General features: G+C 44.9%; 19 protein-coding genes and 1 pseudogene. All 20 read right to left on the minus strand.

Translation table 11 applies throughout. The features are described from left to right. Window positions 1-20: 20 nt before the first annotated feature. Window positions 21-209, minus strand: a complete 189-nt coding sequence (locus tag ACFOLF_RS12220) for a hypothetical protein (RefSeq protein WP_210045130.1) — start codon at window positions 207-209, stop codon at window positions 21-23. Beyond that, window positions 181-498 (minus strand): hypothetical protein, encoded by a 318-nt coding sequence (locus ACFOLF_RS12225; RefSeq protein ID WP_210045131.1) that lies wholly within the window; start codon window positions 496-498, stop codon window positions 181-183. Before ACFOLF_RS12225 ends, ACFOLF_RS12220 begins: the two co-directional genes overlap by 29 nt. A 28-nt stretch (window positions 499-526) precedes the next feature. Beyond that, a complete protein-coding gene (locus ACFOLF_RS12230; RefSeq protein WP_210045132.1) occupies window positions 527-925 on the minus strand; it encodes a phage structural protein in 399 nt (132 codons plus the stop codon). A gap of 16 nt (window positions 926-941) precedes the next feature. Next, the gene (locus tag ACFOLF_RS12235; protein WP_210045133.1) at window positions 942-1952 is read right to left on the minus strand and encodes a DUF3383 family protein; all 1011 of its coding nucleotides are present in this window, start codon (window positions 1950-1952) and stop codon (window positions 942-944) included. Continuing rightward, complete coding sequence (locus tag ACFOLF_RS12240) at window positions 1945-2436, minus strand: phage neck terminator protein (RefSeq protein ID WP_210045134.1); 492 nt, start codon at window positions 2434-2436, stop codon at window positions 1945-1947. Before ACFOLF_RS12240 ends, ACFOLF_RS12235 begins: the two co-directional genes overlap by 8 nt. Continuing rightward, window positions 2411-2773 carry a hypothetical protein gene (locus ACFOLF_RS12245; protein ID WP_210045135.1) on the minus strand — a complete coding sequence of 121 codons (363 nt, stop codon included), beginning with the start codon at window positions 2771-2773 and terminating at the stop codon, window positions 2411-2413. Before ACFOLF_RS12245 ends, ACFOLF_RS12240 begins: the two co-directional genes overlap by 26 nt. A 5-nt stretch (window positions 2774-2778) precedes the next feature. Continuing rightward, window positions 2779-3249, minus strand: a complete 471-nt coding sequence (locus tag ACFOLF_RS12250) for a hypothetical protein (protein WP_210045136.1) — start codon at window positions 3247-3249, stop codon at window positions 2779-2781. 15 nt (window positions 3250-3264) lie between these two features. Next, entirely contained in the window at window positions 3265-3828 is a 564-nt protein-coding gene (locus tag ACFOLF_RS12255; protein WP_210045137.1) for a phage head-tail connector protein, read from the minus strand. A gap of 33 nt (window positions 3829-3861) precedes the next feature. Next, window positions 3862-5055 (minus strand): phage major capsid protein, encoded by a 1194-nt coding sequence (locus tag ACFOLF_RS12260; protein ID WP_210045138.1) that lies wholly within the window; start codon window positions 5053-5055, stop codon window positions 3862-3864. 45 nt (window positions 5056-5100) lie between these two features. Further along, window positions 5101-5706: an HK97 family phage prohead protease gene (locus ACFOLF_RS12265; RefSeq protein ID WP_379113629.1), complete on the minus strand. Its 606-nt coding sequence runs from the start codon at window positions 5704-5706 to the stop codon at window positions 5101-5103. Beyond that, window positions 5669-7003: a phage portal protein gene (locus tag ACFOLF_RS12270; protein WP_210045279.1), complete on the minus strand. Its 1335-nt coding sequence runs from the start codon at window positions 7001-7003 to the stop codon at window positions 5669-5671. The genes ACFOLF_RS12265 and ACFOLF_RS12270 overlap by 38 nt, the downstream gene beginning before the upstream one ends. Window positions 7004-7179: 176 nt before the next feature. Continuing rightward, on the minus strand, window positions 7180-8001 hold the full coding sequence (locus tag ACFOLF_RS12275) for a hypothetical protein (protein WP_210045140.1): 822 nt from the start codon (window positions 7999-8001) through the stop codon (window positions 7180-7182). 126 nt (window positions 8002-8127) lie between these two features. Next, entirely contained in the window at window positions 8128-9930 is a 1803-nt protein-coding gene (locus tag ACFOLF_RS12280) for a terminase large subunit (RefSeq protein WP_210045141.1), read from the minus strand. Beyond that, window positions 9911-10393: a phage terminase small subunit P27 family gene (locus ACFOLF_RS12285; RefSeq protein WP_210045142.1), complete on the minus strand. Its 483-nt coding sequence runs from the start codon at window positions 10391-10393 to the stop codon at window positions 9911-9913. The genes ACFOLF_RS12280 and ACFOLF_RS12285 overlap by 20 nt, the downstream gene beginning before the upstream one ends. A 162-nt stretch (window positions 10394-10555) precedes the next feature. After that, window positions 10556-10735: pseudogene (locus tag ACFOLF_RS12290) on the minus strand (hypothetical protein); the annotation flags it as partial. Window positions 10736-10867: 132 nt separating this feature from the next. Further along, window positions 10868-12160, minus strand: coding sequence for a DNA methyltransferase (locus ACFOLF_RS12295; RefSeq protein WP_210045144.1), 1293 nt, complete (start codon window positions 12158-12160; stop codon window positions 10868-10870). Between the two features lie 80 nt (window positions 12161-12240). Continuing rightward, window positions 12241-13071, minus strand: a complete 831-nt coding sequence (locus ACFOLF_RS12300) for a DUF4393 domain-containing protein (RefSeq protein ID WP_210045145.1) — start codon at window positions 13069-13071, stop codon at window positions 12241-12243. 65 nt (window positions 13072-13136) lie between these two features. Continuing rightward, window positions 13137-13505, minus strand: coding sequence for an HNH endonuclease signature motif containing protein (locus ACFOLF_RS12305; protein ID WP_210045146.1), 369 nt, complete (start codon window positions 13503-13505; stop codon window positions 13137-13139). Window positions 13506-13606: 101 nt separating this feature from the next. Continuing rightward, complete coding sequence (locus ACFOLF_RS12310; protein ID WP_210045147.1) at window positions 13607-15295, minus strand: AlbA family DNA-binding domain-containing protein; 1689 nt, start codon at window positions 15293-15295, stop codon at window positions 13607-13609. A gap of 180 nt (window positions 15296-15475) precedes the next feature. After that, window positions 15476-16018, minus strand: coding sequence for a site-specific integrase (locus tag ACFOLF_RS12315; protein ID WP_210045148.1), 543 nt, complete (start codon window positions 16016-16018; stop codon window positions 15476-15478). Window positions 16019-16448: the final 430 nt, after the last annotated feature.

The raw sequence follows: 16448 nt of genomic DNA on the forward strand, positions 1-16448 counted from the left end.
AGGGCAACCTCGAGGGCGCCCTATTTCTTGTTCTGTTTATTTTGTTGTTTGATATGAATATCCAAAGCCGCATTCGCTTCTGCTATGTCGTCATCGTCCATGTGATCGAGATCGGACCAGGAAATATTCATGTCACTGAGCAGCAACCGCCATATGGCCCACCGCTCCCTGGCCCTCCGGTCAGCTTCCTGCCTGCTGATCGTCGCCATCTTGTTTTTCCTCCGGCTCCTCATCCGGATCTTTTGCGCCCGAAATGAAATAATAGGCTTTATTCGCAAGCTCCGCCATCTCAACATAGGAATCAAAACTATCCATCGTCACCTTGGGATTCACAACCACATGGGAAAACATCTCGTCGCAGATTTTTTCTTCGGAGTTCACGCCGAATTTATTTTTGACACGGTCGTTGATTTTCGTTACGGTACGGACGCCGGGGTGCTGCAGGGTGTAAGTCTTGCCGTTTTTGGTTGTAACTTCTTTTTGTTTAAAGGTTGGCATTGAGATTTCCTCCTAAAATGAATTGAAATTAGTTGAATGAAATGTCCATGCATTGAAATTCATATTCACGGTCATCGATATCCGTCCCGTATGTGCGGGCAGCTGGCTTGTTGACATAGGCTTCCACCGATGTGATCGTTTCTTTTGGCGGACCGGCATTAATAACCGTGATGGGCACGATCTGTCCGCTGTTGGCAAGCCGGTCCAGATAGGCCACTTGCGGGCTGGTCGCTTGGAGCGTCACCGTAATGGTCCCTGTGTTGTTGTTGGTCTTGGTCCGCAATTTATCGCCTTGTGCACCTACCTTAACCTCATAATTGTTCTCGGACTGCTCGGCCTCCACCATGGACTCCCCAAATCCGGTCAAATAGGTCCCCGCCACAATGACGCTGACGTTCATGGGATCAAATGTTTTTGCTTCTGCCATCGGTTAATCTCCTCCGTTACAGCCTGATCTGGCCGCGAATGGTTGTTTCGTGAATCGCTCCGGCCAGTTCAAACCAGAACGTGCCATCATTATACTGACGGGCTGCACGGTCAGCCGGATCAACCTCGGCACGATACTTAAAGGTCGTGCCGTACAAGGCCAACCCATCCGCGTCCGCTGCAATAATCCCCTGATTAAAGGCACGCTGCAGCACGGTTCGCACCACGCTTTCGATCTGAGCGATACCGGTATCGTCATAGCGTACTTTAGGCTGCGCGTTCAGCAGCTTTTGCACGGCAAACTGGATATTGAAACCGACATAATCCTTGCTGTGAATGATGTCGATATACTCTCCGGATAACGTTTTGCCTTCACTCGTTTGATTGTCTCCGGCCTTGGTGATGTAGGTGTTTGCGCCTTGAGTATGGATCTCATTGATCTCAGTCGGTGATAAATCCAGCGGCGCAATGCCCGTCAGCGTCTTGAATTTCCAGGTCACGCTACCAACCGGAGCCGACCCCGCACGCCCGATCCAAGCCGCTTCGGGATAGTTGGTCGTATCGATATGATAAATGACGGTTGTCCGCGTATATTTCGATTCCCTCAACAGGGCAATATCGTCCTTATCGGAGCTCCGGGTGAAAAACTCCTTTGTATTATCCAGCTCGACCGCGTCCGCGATGTCGGTAATGTCCTCCAGCAGCGTGCTAGTTGAGATGAGAAAATACCAGTCTTCCCGGAATGCCCGCTCCAGGACTTCCACGATCGTTTCCGGTTCCGTTCCCGTTTTTTGACTCATAATAGCAATTTCAGCCGGGGAGTCATCACCCTGGTTGAGCAAAGCATAGGCGGCTTTATATTCCTCCGTGTTTTCCGCATAATCGGCCTTGACCGCTGTCAGGTCCAGGTATGTTTTATACGGCTTGCCTGTCGTGCTTACCCCTAAGATCAACGGCTTCCCAAACCCCAGCTTGGGTGTGGGGCGTTCAATATCAATAATAACCGTCACATCTGACGCTTTAGCCAATCCTCTCAGCTCCTTTTATGGTTGCAGTATCAATCGTACGCAAGGCTTCCTTCACAATGTTGAGCGTTCGAAATTCAATATCCAGCCCGTTCCGGCGCTCCCATTCATCCCCCAGCTGGATATCCCGGTTTTCGATGCCGCCGATATGGGTCACGACGACATTGACGTTATCCTTCAGGAGCCAACGACCTTCCACCATAAACCAATCTCTCAGTTTCATCGCCTGTTCGATGCTGTCTGCCTTATCATCTGCGTACGATTGAAAAGAAACGGTGAAGGAGACGTTCTCAGTATGCTGCATGATGTTCTCCTCGATGGTAACAGCCGGAAAACCAATGGGATCTCCGGCTGGATTGATAAAGTCATAGGTCACATAGGGATAGGGCGGCTCTTTGCCGATGCTGTTCATTTCAACGACCGGCGCGGCCAGATAGACGGCCAGCGCTTCTACCATGGCCTTACGGATTGCCCGGTATTGGATCATGGGTACTCACCCGCTTTAATCGGTATTCGTAGGTATCGCTGTAGTCGCTCCGGTCATCCCCGTCATGGACCGTGTACTGGTGACCGTTATACATAATGCTGTCGCCATTCTCATGACGGCGGACCGTAAATAACAGCCTGTCGTCCTCCGTGTATTTCCCGCCATCTGTCTGGAGCCACCTGGCCCCCATAGGCTGGATGACCCCGCGCAGCGCAATAAGCTCCGGCTCCGGCCGTTGATATACGCCTTCACTGTTATAAACCCCTTCACCATGCCGGATCAGGGTGTAAAGCACCTCATATTTTCGGACAATGCCGGTGAATCGGAATCGCATCATCCGCTTTACCCTCCCCGCTCAACGACTTTAAAGACAAGGGAACTCCGCAGGTCATCATCAGCGATAAGCAGCTTATTTCCGATCTTAAGTCTTGCATAGATTGGTGAAAGGCCCGGCTGCCTGATGCGGTCAAAATTGGCGAGCATCTTGCTTAAAGCCAGTTCCCCGATCTCGTTAAACAAGGTGCCAGGATCGCGTTCGCCACGGGCAATGTCATTGACGGCCTTGCGGACCAGCTTTCCAATGGCTGTCTGTGCTTTCTTTTTGCCTGTTCCAATAAAGGAACGGGCTGGAATATTCATTTTGACGCTGCCGTATTCGTGGACCCCTGCAATCATAGCCAGTTCCTGGTCACCCTGCATCCCGACATGGATATCCTGCTGTGTAAGCTCGATCATGCGCTGCCGCAGCCCGTTCAGGTCCATATCGTCGGTAATATCCACGTTTGCCCGCCTGTTTCGCGTCCTTCGTGCCATAGGCTATCCCATCTTTCATAAAATCCGAATATGAGGCGCTATAAGAGCCTCCACCGCAGCTGGCATATCCGTTATATTTGGGGTGCTGGAATAAGTCACTGAAATATCGCCAACCCGCTCCGATTGCACGCCAGGCGTGCGCTGCAGGTGCTGCGCCAGAAGCACACAAGCCCATTCAAGCGTTTCAGGTAAGTCAGAAGGCTCCTCCTCTGTCCCTTGCTCGGGCAAAACATAACCGGCCCGGTAAGTAATAACAATGGATCGCTCGCCTCGCGGCCACCCACATGCCCGATACAACAGTCCCGGCGTTTCCTCCACTATTTCAAAGGGGTCCAATGCACCTCCATGGTCGCTCATGATGCTGGACACGGATCGGATGGGGTATTGCCGAACAGATAAAAAAGGACCCGGCAAGCCCGTGCAATGCTCGATGTGCTCCAATAAACAAAATGATCGGCGGCAGCGATCCTCAATCGCTCTGGACGCTGCCTTCAACGAAATAAGGAGGAGCGCATCTTGTGATATGTCCTCCTCGGCCAACCCTAATAATGATTTGGCCCGGGCCAAAGTCGTCAGCATAGGCTTCCCGCCGCCTCCTTTCTGCCTTCCGGCTTATGCGATATCCAGTTCACCGAAAACAACGGCTTCAGTATCCCATTTTTGAATGTCATCACGCATGATGGTACGAAGCTCCGTTGTACGGCGTCTCCATGCATCCCCACCTTCTGTCGTACTTGCCAACTCGTAGAACTGACGGGAAAATAACACGATGGCTTGCTGTAAGTCTCCGATAAATACCGGCGCTTTTTCAGTGACCGTGTCACTCGGCAAGTAACGGTTCGCTACAACGGCTATCCGGCGACCTTTGAACAGCTTCCCGCCAGCTTGCGTGATATCGTCCGTGAGCAAGTACCGTCCATTTGTGTCTTTCTGCTCGTCCATCCAGTTAAAACCGTCCTGATTGGTGAGGATCGTGGATGTTTTGCTGATTGCCGGGTCCAGCGTGACATTCAGTACACGTTTAATGGCATCAAAGTCCACAAGATCCGTTTTCGTGAGTGTGTTTAATAAGGTGGTAATCAGGGTGTTCCGGGTAACAACCGCTTTACGACCGATCCAATCCGTGATATAAGCCAACAAATTTTGGTCCGTATCCTGGAGCAAATTGCTCGTAAGAGGCAAAAAGCCACCGCGATCTTTAAGTTTGTAGTCAACCGGGCGGAATTTAGGGCCATCGATCTCCTCTACCGGAGCATATTCACTCAAATCCTCGAAGGGAGTCATGGTCCCATATGCTTCCAACACCCGGGAACCGGACAATGCCGTAACCGGAACCACATTGATGAATTGGCTAAGATCGTCCAGGCTGCGAACTACGTTGTTAATACGCGTTTGCACATCTTTTGGGACCAGGATCGACAAGTCGCCGTCAGGAATAGCCGGATTTGTCTCGCCTTCATTCAGAACTGCGCGGCGCTCATACTCTGAAATAACGCTGCGCATGTCGTTTGAAATACTACGGCGGCGAAGGCCGCGAAGGAAAATGCTTCTATACTCCGTTTCCAGTTCCGCATCTTCCCGCGATTGAAGATTATCCCTGTCTTCAGGATCGAGCCTTGTCCCGCGTTGTGAGCCATTGTGTTCCTCGTCTTCCAGCTCCCGCTGCAGCTCGATTTTAGCCTGCAGGGCTCGGAGCTCTTCCATTTTCACTTTTGCTTCCGTTGTTTTATCTTCGGCAAGCATGGACCGTACCTCGGTCCGCATTTGCTCCAGTTTCGCAAGCAGTGCGCGCAATTCTTTTGTCACCGTTCATCACCTCATCCATTTTTTGGCCAAACAAAAAGGAACCGGTTAAAGCTCCAGTTCCATGAGTATTTTCTCTTTATCATATTGATCAGCAGCACGATGCTCCTCGGCCTTAAAATCGTCTAACGATCGGGCCGATACCTCGTTTTCCGGATAGGCAGGAAAAGCGACTGGTGATATCTCATACAATTCCGCATTCAGGATGGATCGCTTGTAAATCTTGCCCCCATCTCTGTTCTCTGACGACCATCTATCTTTGGTCACCTTCATGCCGAAGCTTACGCCGTCTACATCCCCGCGCTGGATGATCGTCCATGCATCGTTTCCTACCGTCGTATCCGGAATATCCAGTTCAAAGCGAAGTTCCTGTTCGCCGTCAAACAACCGAAGTGTACCGGACTTTGTATTACCCAAGATTTGGCTTGTGTCATGACTCCATAAACCGACTACACCGCGCGAGTTCAAACTCTCTGAGAATGCGCCCGCAGAAATTTGTTCCACGAAGATATCCCCATACCAGTCCTGCATATCCGCTGAATCAGATTCATATTTGATAGCGCCGGTAATGGTTCGCTTACTCGCTTCACCCTCCGACTCCTCACGGATCTCCAGTTTAATCGGGATCGCCTTGTTTTCCTTCTTCATCGTCATCGATGTCTTCTGCTGATTCTGGCTCAGTTTCATCACCTCCTTTCACGTATTGCTGTCCTGCCATGATCAGCGGAATGACATTGCCGTTAAAATATAGCTGGTCGCCACCAGGCTTCGGCGCTTTATCTTCCGCTGCCCTGGCTTCATTTGGCGTGATAAAGCCCTTCTCAATGCCCTTCCCATACGCTTCATAGCGCGTTTTCAGGTCTGCCCGCAAGAGAGAATCCACATTAAATTTGACATAGTGGCCACTTTCGAGCTCTTCGTAGGTAAATAACTTCCAGGTAAGCTCCTGCTCGTAACTGGTTAGGATGGGCTGCTGCGTGTCCGTATAGAACTGGAGCTGCTGCTGCTCTACATTGCTATAGGTTGAGCGCGATAGATCGTTGAGCTGGTGCATTTTGACCCCGAAGGACGTTGCAATTTGCCTAATCGTAAGCTCAGTGTTCTGCATAAACTGTGCGTCAGTCATGGATAGTGCCATTGGTGTAAAGGTATAACCAATAGGTAATAAGGAAATACGATGGCTGTTTCTCAAACCCGATGACATGGACTCGAACTGATCCCGGAACACGCGCTTGGCATTTTCGTCCAGGCTGCCGGTGTATTGGACCAAACCTTTGACCTGAAGACCTTGCTTGTAAAAATTATTGATAAATCTTCCTGCAGCTCCTGCGCTTTCGACAGTACCTTGAAGATAATCCATGGTCCGAACGCCGACCAAGCCGTCCAGCGTCACACTGCCCTTGAAATGCAGCACTTCATCGGGCATCAGTTTTCGCTTTTGTCCATTTCCGATATCCACTTCATACCATAATTGCGGCCGATTAAACGGGAAGGCTGCAGCCGATGTTGGTAATAAACCCGCATCATCGACCCATACCTTAACCTTGCTGGAATCCATCGGCCATAATCCAATAATCTTCCCGGTCCGCTTATCAAATTCGATGTTGGCATAGCCATTTCCAAAGGCCCGATGAGCCTCTATACTTTTCAAAAAATCGGATGCAGACATGTAAGGATTGGGCCGCAGTTTCAATAGGTTGTACAAATAATGACGTGATGCCTTCTGCACGCCATTTTCGTCTTCCTGATAGACTTTGAGGGGCAACTTGGATACGGAATCGCTCAAAATTTTTACACACGCATAAACCGCATCCACTTTCAATGCGTGCCAGCCGCGCACGTTCATTTCTCCAGGTGGAACCTCAATCCCGAGCATTTCCAACAGGCGCCGATCATTCACACCAAGCAATCCGTCTGAGCTGCGCCGACTTAAGGAAAAATTATCGATCATACGCCTAAACAAATTCGGTTTCACACCTTCATCCCCTCCTTAACTCATATGTATTTAATAATATTGATCAAACAGAACAAACAAAACCAGTCGTAACACAAGAAGTGTTAGACTGGCTCTTATATAAAAACGTGTTAAATTAATTTATTACCGTCTGCCTTATCGTAATTATGAAGTTACTCGGAGATTCCCTTGAAATATTCTGGTTTTAAACTCACCTTTAATCTAATAGGACAGTTAATATCCCTTTCTTCTTCTGGTATTTCTACAAAAGTAAAAGGTGAATCAGGTGAAATTCTCTCTAAAATGACAATCTGTAAATCCTCACAAAATGCAAGCATATTATAAATATATATCTCCATATCTTTTAATACTGAGCCATTCACTTCATCATTAAGTCTCCATTTAGGCCAAGTGAATTTATTATCTGGAGCTAATTCCATGTTCGTGATATGTAAGTCGCCAGAATGACCACCTCGATGCTCAACAGCATTGCGCATTGAAATTACTCTGCGAATCCAAGTATCATGATCTGACTTTATCATCTTTGTCAATGAATTGTTTTCTCCAAATTCATTTTTTGCCCAATCATAGATTTTATCAAATCTTGGTTCGTCGAACGTTTTATTATAAATAATCTTAAACAAAACGCATAAATCTCTTAAAGCTAATTTTGATTGATATAAAAAATTTTCACACTTTTCGTTTAAGTCAATTATTGTAGGAATTTCTACTATATTCGGATTTACCTTATCAGTTTTGGATAAGCTTATTTCTTTATCAAGTCTAATAATTTCATTATAAATATAAATATAAGACTTATAACAAGCAACAAGTCTATCTTTAACGTTAACTCCCAAAACATTATAAATATCATCCTGAAGTTTTTGATCTAAATTAAAAGGCTTCATAAGATCAATTGATTGAACACATAGTCTTGCAACTATAGGATTTTCTGTACCTATATCGGAAACTTTTCGTAAATACATCGGTTCCATGAATCACCTGCTTATAAGGTTTCGTCCAATATGTAAACGTATTTGCAATTTACATATCTTGACTATAATTGATATTACCATAATTAGGTACCCATGTCCTGATTTATCAAAATCCTTTCATTACACTTAACCCCATAGCTCCTTAAGGAATTCTTCCTCCGCAAACTCCGATGTATCGACCGTGTCGCCCGTCATGTACATCGCCCGAACGATGGCATTTATAAGTGCTGAGATTAAGTCGATCCTTTGACTGTCATCTTTATGCTTCTTTGACAGCTTGATATTTCCATTGTTGTCTGTGATTTCGATAGCATTGGACAGGCACCACGTAAGAAGGGGACTACCATCATGGACGATTAAACCTTTGAGCACCAAGTTCCGAAAAAACTTTGTCGGCTCTGACAGTGTTTGAACTCCTTGCCGGATCTCAACGCATTGATAACCTTCCGTTTCCAGTTCTTGTGTGAAATGGGTTGCGTTATAGGGGTCATAGCAAACCTCCAGAACGTTCCATTGCTCGTTCTGCTCCGTTTCCTGCATGTGTCCTTTAATATACCGGTAATCGGTAACCGCACCCTCCGTCAATGTACACCAACCATCAGAAGCCCAGGCTTTATAAGGCACACGGTCGGAATGTTCATGCTTGGTCGCGGATTCTTCCGGCATAAAGCCATGCGCGGTGACGGCATAGCGTCCATCATCCAACTTGAACACATTCGCATCTGCAGTTAAATCGGTCGTCTTCGATAAATCCAAACCCGCCCATGTATCGCGGCCGCGTACCAACGTCAAAAAAGCGTCCCGTGAGATACCGTGCGCCTTCCATTTGTCCATGATTCCGGACATATACTTATTTTCGCTGTCCGCCTGCCAGCGGTTGACCCGTTTTATCAGCCATTCCCGGATCTTGTCCGGGTCGCCGGAATTATACGCTTCATCATGCTCGGCCCGGATCTCGTGAAGTAAAGTCTGTGCGTATTCGTCATCCGATTGCAAAATCGGATTGGCTTTGGGCCAGATTGACTCGTCGTGAGGATCATCATCCTTCTCAATCTCGCGGATCATCACATAATAGCTGTCATCCATCGGTCGTTCACCGACCATCATTTTGCAAAGAGTATCGTATTCCTTTTTACAGGGGCTGTTTTCCGCATCCTTACCCGCCGTTGATATGATCATCATTAGCGATTGAAGCCGTTTACCGAACCCTGATTGAAGAACATCAAGAATCTCGCTGGAAGGATGCGCGTGGTATTCGTCAATGATGACAATACACGGTGCGCCGGAATCCTTGTTCTTCGTTTCTTTCGATAAGGGCCGCAGCCAACCACCGCGCTTGGAATGTTCAATATATGTCTTCTTAATTCGCAAGCGCTTGAGAATATCCGGGCTTTTCTTTCCCATCTCCTGGGCGTCACCCCATACTCGTTTGGCCTGGCCCTTATCCACGGCAGCACACTCGACCTCGGGCATGTCTTCATAACGTTTCTGGTGAGGCGCTTCAGGAGGATAGACGCAATCCCCACACATCCCGTATAGTGCCACGCCGCTCATCTCGGTTGATTTAACGTTTCCGCGTGCCCTTAAATGAAACGCTTTACGGAACCGCCGTTTACCGCTATGCATATGGACCCAACCGAATACGCTGCCCAGGTCGAATTTTTGGAAGGCAAGTAGCTGGATCAATTGACCACTGAACGGGCCACGGACATGCCGACAGCAGCGTTCGAACCATTCAAATATTCGGTCCGCCCTACTCTCATCGAACACGTATGGGAAATCCGCAGTCGCTTGCCGCTTTAAGTCATCCAAATGACGCTTGCATGCCAACCATTCCATCTGACAGCTGAGACGAAGGCCAGATACGATCTCTGCCGCGTATTGGTTAGTAGGGTGTACGTCCTCCCAATCAATCGAAGAGATCAGCATTTGGATCTTCCTCTGAATCGGCCATCTTCTTCGCTAATCGGGCACGAGCTTCCGCATTGAGCCCAAGTTTGTTTGAATAAGCGAGAATGATCCGTGCATACCCTTGGGCCAATTTCACATGAGCGCTGACGATGCGATTTCCCTGGGCATTGATTTCCGTGTAGCCGTGCTGATCAATCAAATCGTTTGCTTCCTGATATTTGGCAACGGCATCGCAATAAGTGCCCAACACATCCTCATCAACTTTATCCAGCACATCAAACTCTTCCATGTCTTTGATGGTCTTGCGCCACACTTTACGTGCTTCATCGTTCAACCATTCGGGGACTTTCATTTTTTTCTTCTTTTTACGTACAAATTTCTTGGCAGCTGCTTCCCGTTCTTCGACTTCCTTGGTCGTCCAATGCTTCCCGCCGCCCTTTTTTCCAACGCGCATATGATTGAAGTCAATGACCTCATTCATTGGTATCCACCTCCTTCCACATCAAAACTTCTGTCGGGGACTTATTTTCACATTAGAGTCCGATGCGGTCCACTAGGGAAACTGGTTTCAAGTTTCTGACCCTCCCCCACCCTTTCTTGTTCCTTTTCGAGGGACTGATTCATTGTGCTTAAGTTGAACGAGATCATCTTTTAGAATCTGAATGTCCATCTCAATAAGCTTCTTCAAGTCATCAACAGAGTTAATCTTGATGCTGCCTTCTTGGAAGTCCTTCACCCATTTAGCTATGCCTGCCTGCACGATAGAACGATACTTCCCTTTACTCTTCTCGAGCTCGTCCATAATCTCTTGGGAACTTTTCATTGTGGTCACCTCTGGCTATCCTGTATGATGGATGCAGAGATAGTGGCTTTGTACATCCGTGGCCACGGCTTTCCACTATCTCAAGCCAGGGTGACCTGGGCCGGGGAGAGCGTTCAAGCGCTCTCCTTTTTTCTATGCCACAGGCTGAATGCTTGCAAGGAGCATAGGCTCTTTGCCGGTTATTTCTTTAAACCGTTTAATGATTACGTCACAGAATATAGGATCGAGTTCCATAGTGAAGCATGTTCGTCCCATCTGTTCACAGGTCATAAGGGTAGATCCACTTCCCCCAAAGAAGTCCGCAACGATATCACCAGGTTGGCTGCTGTTCTCTATGGGTATCTGAAGCAGATCAAGCGGCTTTTGTGTTGGATGCACATACTTAGATGTATCCCCTCTTGAGACCTCCCATAAGGTTGAGGGTTCTGGTTCCGCTACAGGAAGGCCGGACTTCCACACAGTTGTTTGTTTGAAGTCACCGTACCATGTGGGTGATTGTCCCTTCAGAAACGCGTAAAACACTGGCTCATGCTTATATTTGTACTGTGCAAATCCGAATGTGAAGGCGTTCTTTGCCCATATGCACTGAGTCCTGACGATGATCCCGGCCTTATTCATAGAATTCTCGAACTCACGTTGATAGGAAGAGGCATGAAAAACATAAATGGCTGCTTTCTTGTCCATGATGTTCGCATAGTTTTCAAACACCAAATCAAGAAAACCCTTAAATTCCTCTTCATCCATATCATCGTTCATTATTTTATCTCGGCCAGTAGATAAAAGATTTTCGGAATCACTTTTCACAGCGACATTATAAGGAGGATCAGTAACAACGAGCTTAGCTTTAAACCCTTTCATTAGCCGTTCAACATCACTTCTTAATGTTGAATCACCACACATTAGGATATGATTACCAAGCGCCCATATATCGCCGGGCTTAGTGGTCGGTTCTTTGATTTGGTCCAACGCTTTCTTGACGTCGAATTCATCATCTTCCACAATTAAAGGAACCTCAGTATCACAGGGTAGTTCATCGATGATTCTGTTAAGGTCATCCTCAGTATAGCCGGTTTGACTTGAAAGATCATCGATGCTCATATGCTGTGATAGTTCTACGACCAAGGATGCGAGCAACTCCTCGTTTGTCTTTCCGCGTAGTCGCGATAAGCTTATATTCAGAAGTTTTGATTCTTCGTCCGACGATTCAACAATTACACATACAAGCTCTTCTATACCAGCCATCCCAGCTGCTCGCCATCGCTTTTCTCCTTTAATAATGCTCATGTCCGTTCGTAGTAAAATAGGCTGTAATACGCCGTATTTTCGAACACTTTCCACTAGTGAATGAAATATGTGATCATCCATTTCATTTGGATTCCACTCGCTTGGAATTATTTGGCTCAAATTCACTGATTCAATTTTCATTCCATAACCTCCAATCTATGGGCAAAATAAAAAGTCGCTCATATGAGCGACTATGTAATAGGAATCCTTATAGTATTATCCTAATTAACACTTATACTTTTTACAAACTCTTTACCATAATCTGATAGATAGATATGGCTCCGAACATCATGCAGCGAATATATAATGCCATTTTCATTTGTTACTTCATTATCTATCAATTCTTGAAGCCTTTTTTCTTCACTTAAAATTTCAGCACCTTTATTTTCGACGACAGAGCTCATACTATGTGGAAAATTATGCCCATCTTCAAACAACCCGAATTTACTCAGATTTTGAAAATAAAAACTTCTGTTCTCTTTATATAACAAGTCGATATTCTCATCTAAATTAATAAAGAATTCACTTATCCCAATCATTTCTCCCTGCCAATTCTCTCTGGATTTCAGATAGTTTATTACTAGAATCGGCATATTTCTTTGATCTTTGTAATAATTGATAATTCTGGCCTCATCCACACTAATATTTTTTAATATATGTATGAAGCTAGGATGGGCAAACTTAGATTTTTCAATCAATGAAGCATTAACCAATAGATTTGTGAACAAATCGGCTATTTCCTCGTTGGTGACTCTTAACAATTCATCCAACACAGGTAATCCAATCTCCGGGGGCACAGAACCAATTGATTCTTCCGGATAACTATTGAGTTTTTCTTGATAAGACTTCAAATGCCTTTCACCGTTCATCCGAACCTTCTCATTCATTAATTTCAAAGGCAATAAAATAGTATTAGATAAATCAAGCACAGTCTCGAGTGCCATTCCCACTTTTTTTAAAGCCGGTTGAGCTAGATCTGGGTATATTAATTTGATTAGCTCTAGACCATTGTCACTTAATTTACCTACTCCCAACACATCCCCCAAATTCATTATATCAACCGCCTTATAAGTTCGTTTTTGGAACATAAGGTAATTGTAACTTAGTTTAACATATTTTACTTGATGTATTTGCCAAATCCACCATCCTCACGCACTGTTTTAGCATCATGATCCGACTTACACATCGGCTGCCAGTTGTTACGGTCCCAGAATAGAGCTTTGTCGCCCTTGTGCGGCTTGATATGGTCTACTACGGTAGCAGCGACGATTAAGCCTTTCTGCTGGCAACAGATGCACAGCGGATGCTTACTAAGGAATCCTAGCCGCTCAGTACGCCATTTGCTATCATAGCCTCGTGATACAGCTGATCCGCGCTCACGATTGTAGCGTAGTTGCTCAGACTTTTTATGATCGGTACAAAACCTGTCCCTTGTCAGGATTTTGCAGCCTGTTCGACTGCATGGTTTAAATGGTGCTAAAGGCACGTCAAACACCTCCTCTACAGCGAACTTTCAATAGCTCTAATTTCGATTTATTTCAACTTGAAACAAAAAGCCGCCAACAAGAGCGGCTTTACTAAAACTGTTTATTCTATCGTAGCGGATGCTTCCGAATTTCCTTTTAACAACTCCATTATTTGATCAAAAGTCAGTTCATATGTCTGTTGTTTCTTCTTAAATTTGTATAAACCCTTACTCACTCTAGTAACTGTTCCTTCAGAGCACCACTTTTTCATTAAATTGGAGGTGAGTGTTATTTCGGACCTTGTATTGCCCATATCAGCTAAATCCCTTAATTCTTTTGTGGTTATCATATAATTTCGATATTTTGAGCTAATTGTAAATGCTAATTTCTTCAGGTCATTTTCTTCTGCCATTTTAAGCCTCATAGAGTCTTTGCCCTCTTCAATCAACACTCTCGTCCATCTTCTTATTACGATTCTATCTTCCTCACTATAATAAAATATTGGTCCATTTGGATCGTGCAAGACTTCTGCAAATAGAGGAGCTGACTCACCATCTATGTATTTATTTATCTCACTGACAGACTTATCTCTCCATAAAACCAAAGCATTAGCGATTAATGCTTTATGCTCATTTTTATATTTCTCTCTCAATCTTTCTAGAAGTCTGACTTGTATAGGGTCTTGTATACCACCATAAACATTAATTTTCCACCTATTGAATCTGCCTGCTTTTTCAATTAAAACTTCAGGTGGCCTTTTTCCTGTTACTAAAGAATAAGTATAAATCAAATTCTTACCTCTTCCCAATTCATCTACAATGCCACATGTCCTAAGAGTTTCCATAAGTAAATTATTTATTGTTTTGTGGCTCCTTGAAAACCATTTGTTGGCAAAGAATTGGGATTCTGGCAGACATAAGTTACTAAAACATACACTATTCTTATATACTTCTATTATTAAGTCACCCTGATTTTCGTAATATGCAGCATGGGCTACCGCATTAGCAATTGCTTCTTTTAAGACGCGGTGAGAGAAATTTTCGTCTTCAGTTTTGCTGCTATATTCCTGGATCTCAGCAATGAATTCTTCTGTTAATACACTATACAACCCACTTCTGGTTTCATTTCTGGTTATTTCTTTTTGTTCGTCATAAAACACAACCCTAAACTTAAAATCACCAAATAATATATTCGATACATTCGTATTACCAATTTTAAGTCTATCTAATATTTTTGTAGGATCATCTATTTCTTTTTGATCATACATAAATTCTCGTCTCTTAAGAATAAGACATTCCACAAATTTGAGTGCGACTTCTTTATTTATTTCTCCTTTCCATGGCTGCGCAGAAAAATCTGACAATCCAGGTAATTTCATTATTAACTCCATTTCTTCATCCGGTGTCATCTCAAGTACAGTAGTCCCAGAAGCTTTGTATGAATTGTGACGCCATCTTACAACTGATCCTGGGTTCGATATTTTTATAATAACAATATAACTACCATTTATTTGGTGGCAAGTTATGCCATCACTCGTTTGAACAGGATCTAAGTTTTCATTAAAATGTTGAGATATATTTTGTTCAGTTTGTTTTACCCACTTTTCATTCTTACCCGATAATAAGCCATTGTCTTCAACGCCTATAACGATCCAAAATACATCATGCGTTAGTTTGTTACCAAGAGCACTTACTTCTTCTCCAACTTCTCTTTTCCATTCACGCTTTAGTTCAACGTTCGGAGAAGTATGTTCTAATAATTCTCCTTTCCCAACGGCCTCAAGAATTTCAGTTATTGATACTTTAACCAACTAGGTTCCCTCCCAATATCTGTATCTCTGATATATTCTATTATTGGGTTGAATTTCCTCTTTCAGTTATCCATATCTTATATTGTGTGTAATCCGTTGAAATTCCCAAGTGCTTGATAATACTGGATAAGAACCAATAGGCTCAAATGAGTTCCACCTATCCTCGATATGAGTAACTCACTATACTTTAAAGCGTTTTAAATGGACGTCCATGGTGTCTTGTTCGATTCCAATATACCTTAAAGTCACTTTTTCGTTGCTGTGGTTGAACAGCCTCATGAGGAGCGCAATGTCCTTATACTGGAGATAAAAGAAGTAACCAAACGTCTTTCTCAGTGTATGGCAGCCAATCTCCTGCAGCCTGAATTCATCTGCTACCGATCTCAGAATTTTGTATGCCATTGAACGTGTAATAGGCCGGTTAATTCCCTCCCTACTCCGCAAGAGAAATTCATTCGGCTGTTTTCCTGTAATATAGATTTCAAGTTCCCTTTTGAGCTCTGGCGTTATGAGTATTCGCTTCGTCTTTCCTGTCTTCTGTTCTCGAATTGAGACATGAGTCCCTGTAACATCCCGGACACGAAGCTTGAGTAAATCTCCGATCCTTAAACCGGTATTAGTGCCAAGAAGGAACATAATGTAATTTCGATAACACGTAGCCCTCAAGTAGTCTCTTATATCGGACAAAATTTCTGGATCACGGATTGGCTGAACGTAGTTCACGCGCAAAGCCTCCTTGCTGATCCTTCACGCATTTGAGCCTGGAGCAGTATTGGGAAGAAGATTCCCAGCGCCCCCATATACAGCCTCGGCATTTAACCGGCTGCAGCTTTACATGATCTAACTTCTTGATTGTTTTGAAATACCGCAACCGGTACACCCCCTTCAAATAAAAAAACGCATAAGCGACTTATTATAAAGTCATCTACAACAGAGCACGATTTGTTCACGCCCTCTTGTAAAAAACTTTGGGGCATCAAACCCCACCTCACACCACACTCTTGACGACTAGCGTCTAAGGTCGAATGACCCACAGCATGACCGAGTCCTACATATGATAAAGGTACAGTAGGTATCACCCGGAGCGCTTCGCTCCTTTATGATCCAACTGTACCTCTATAAGACCGTCAACCTGCCGACATGTTACCGCCAA

The sequence above is a fragment of the Paenibacillus sepulcri genome, from assembly GCF_042647105.1.
GTDB lineage: Bacteria > Bacillota > Bacilli > Paenibacillales > Paenibacillaceae > Paenibacillus_Z > Paenibacillus_Z sepulcri.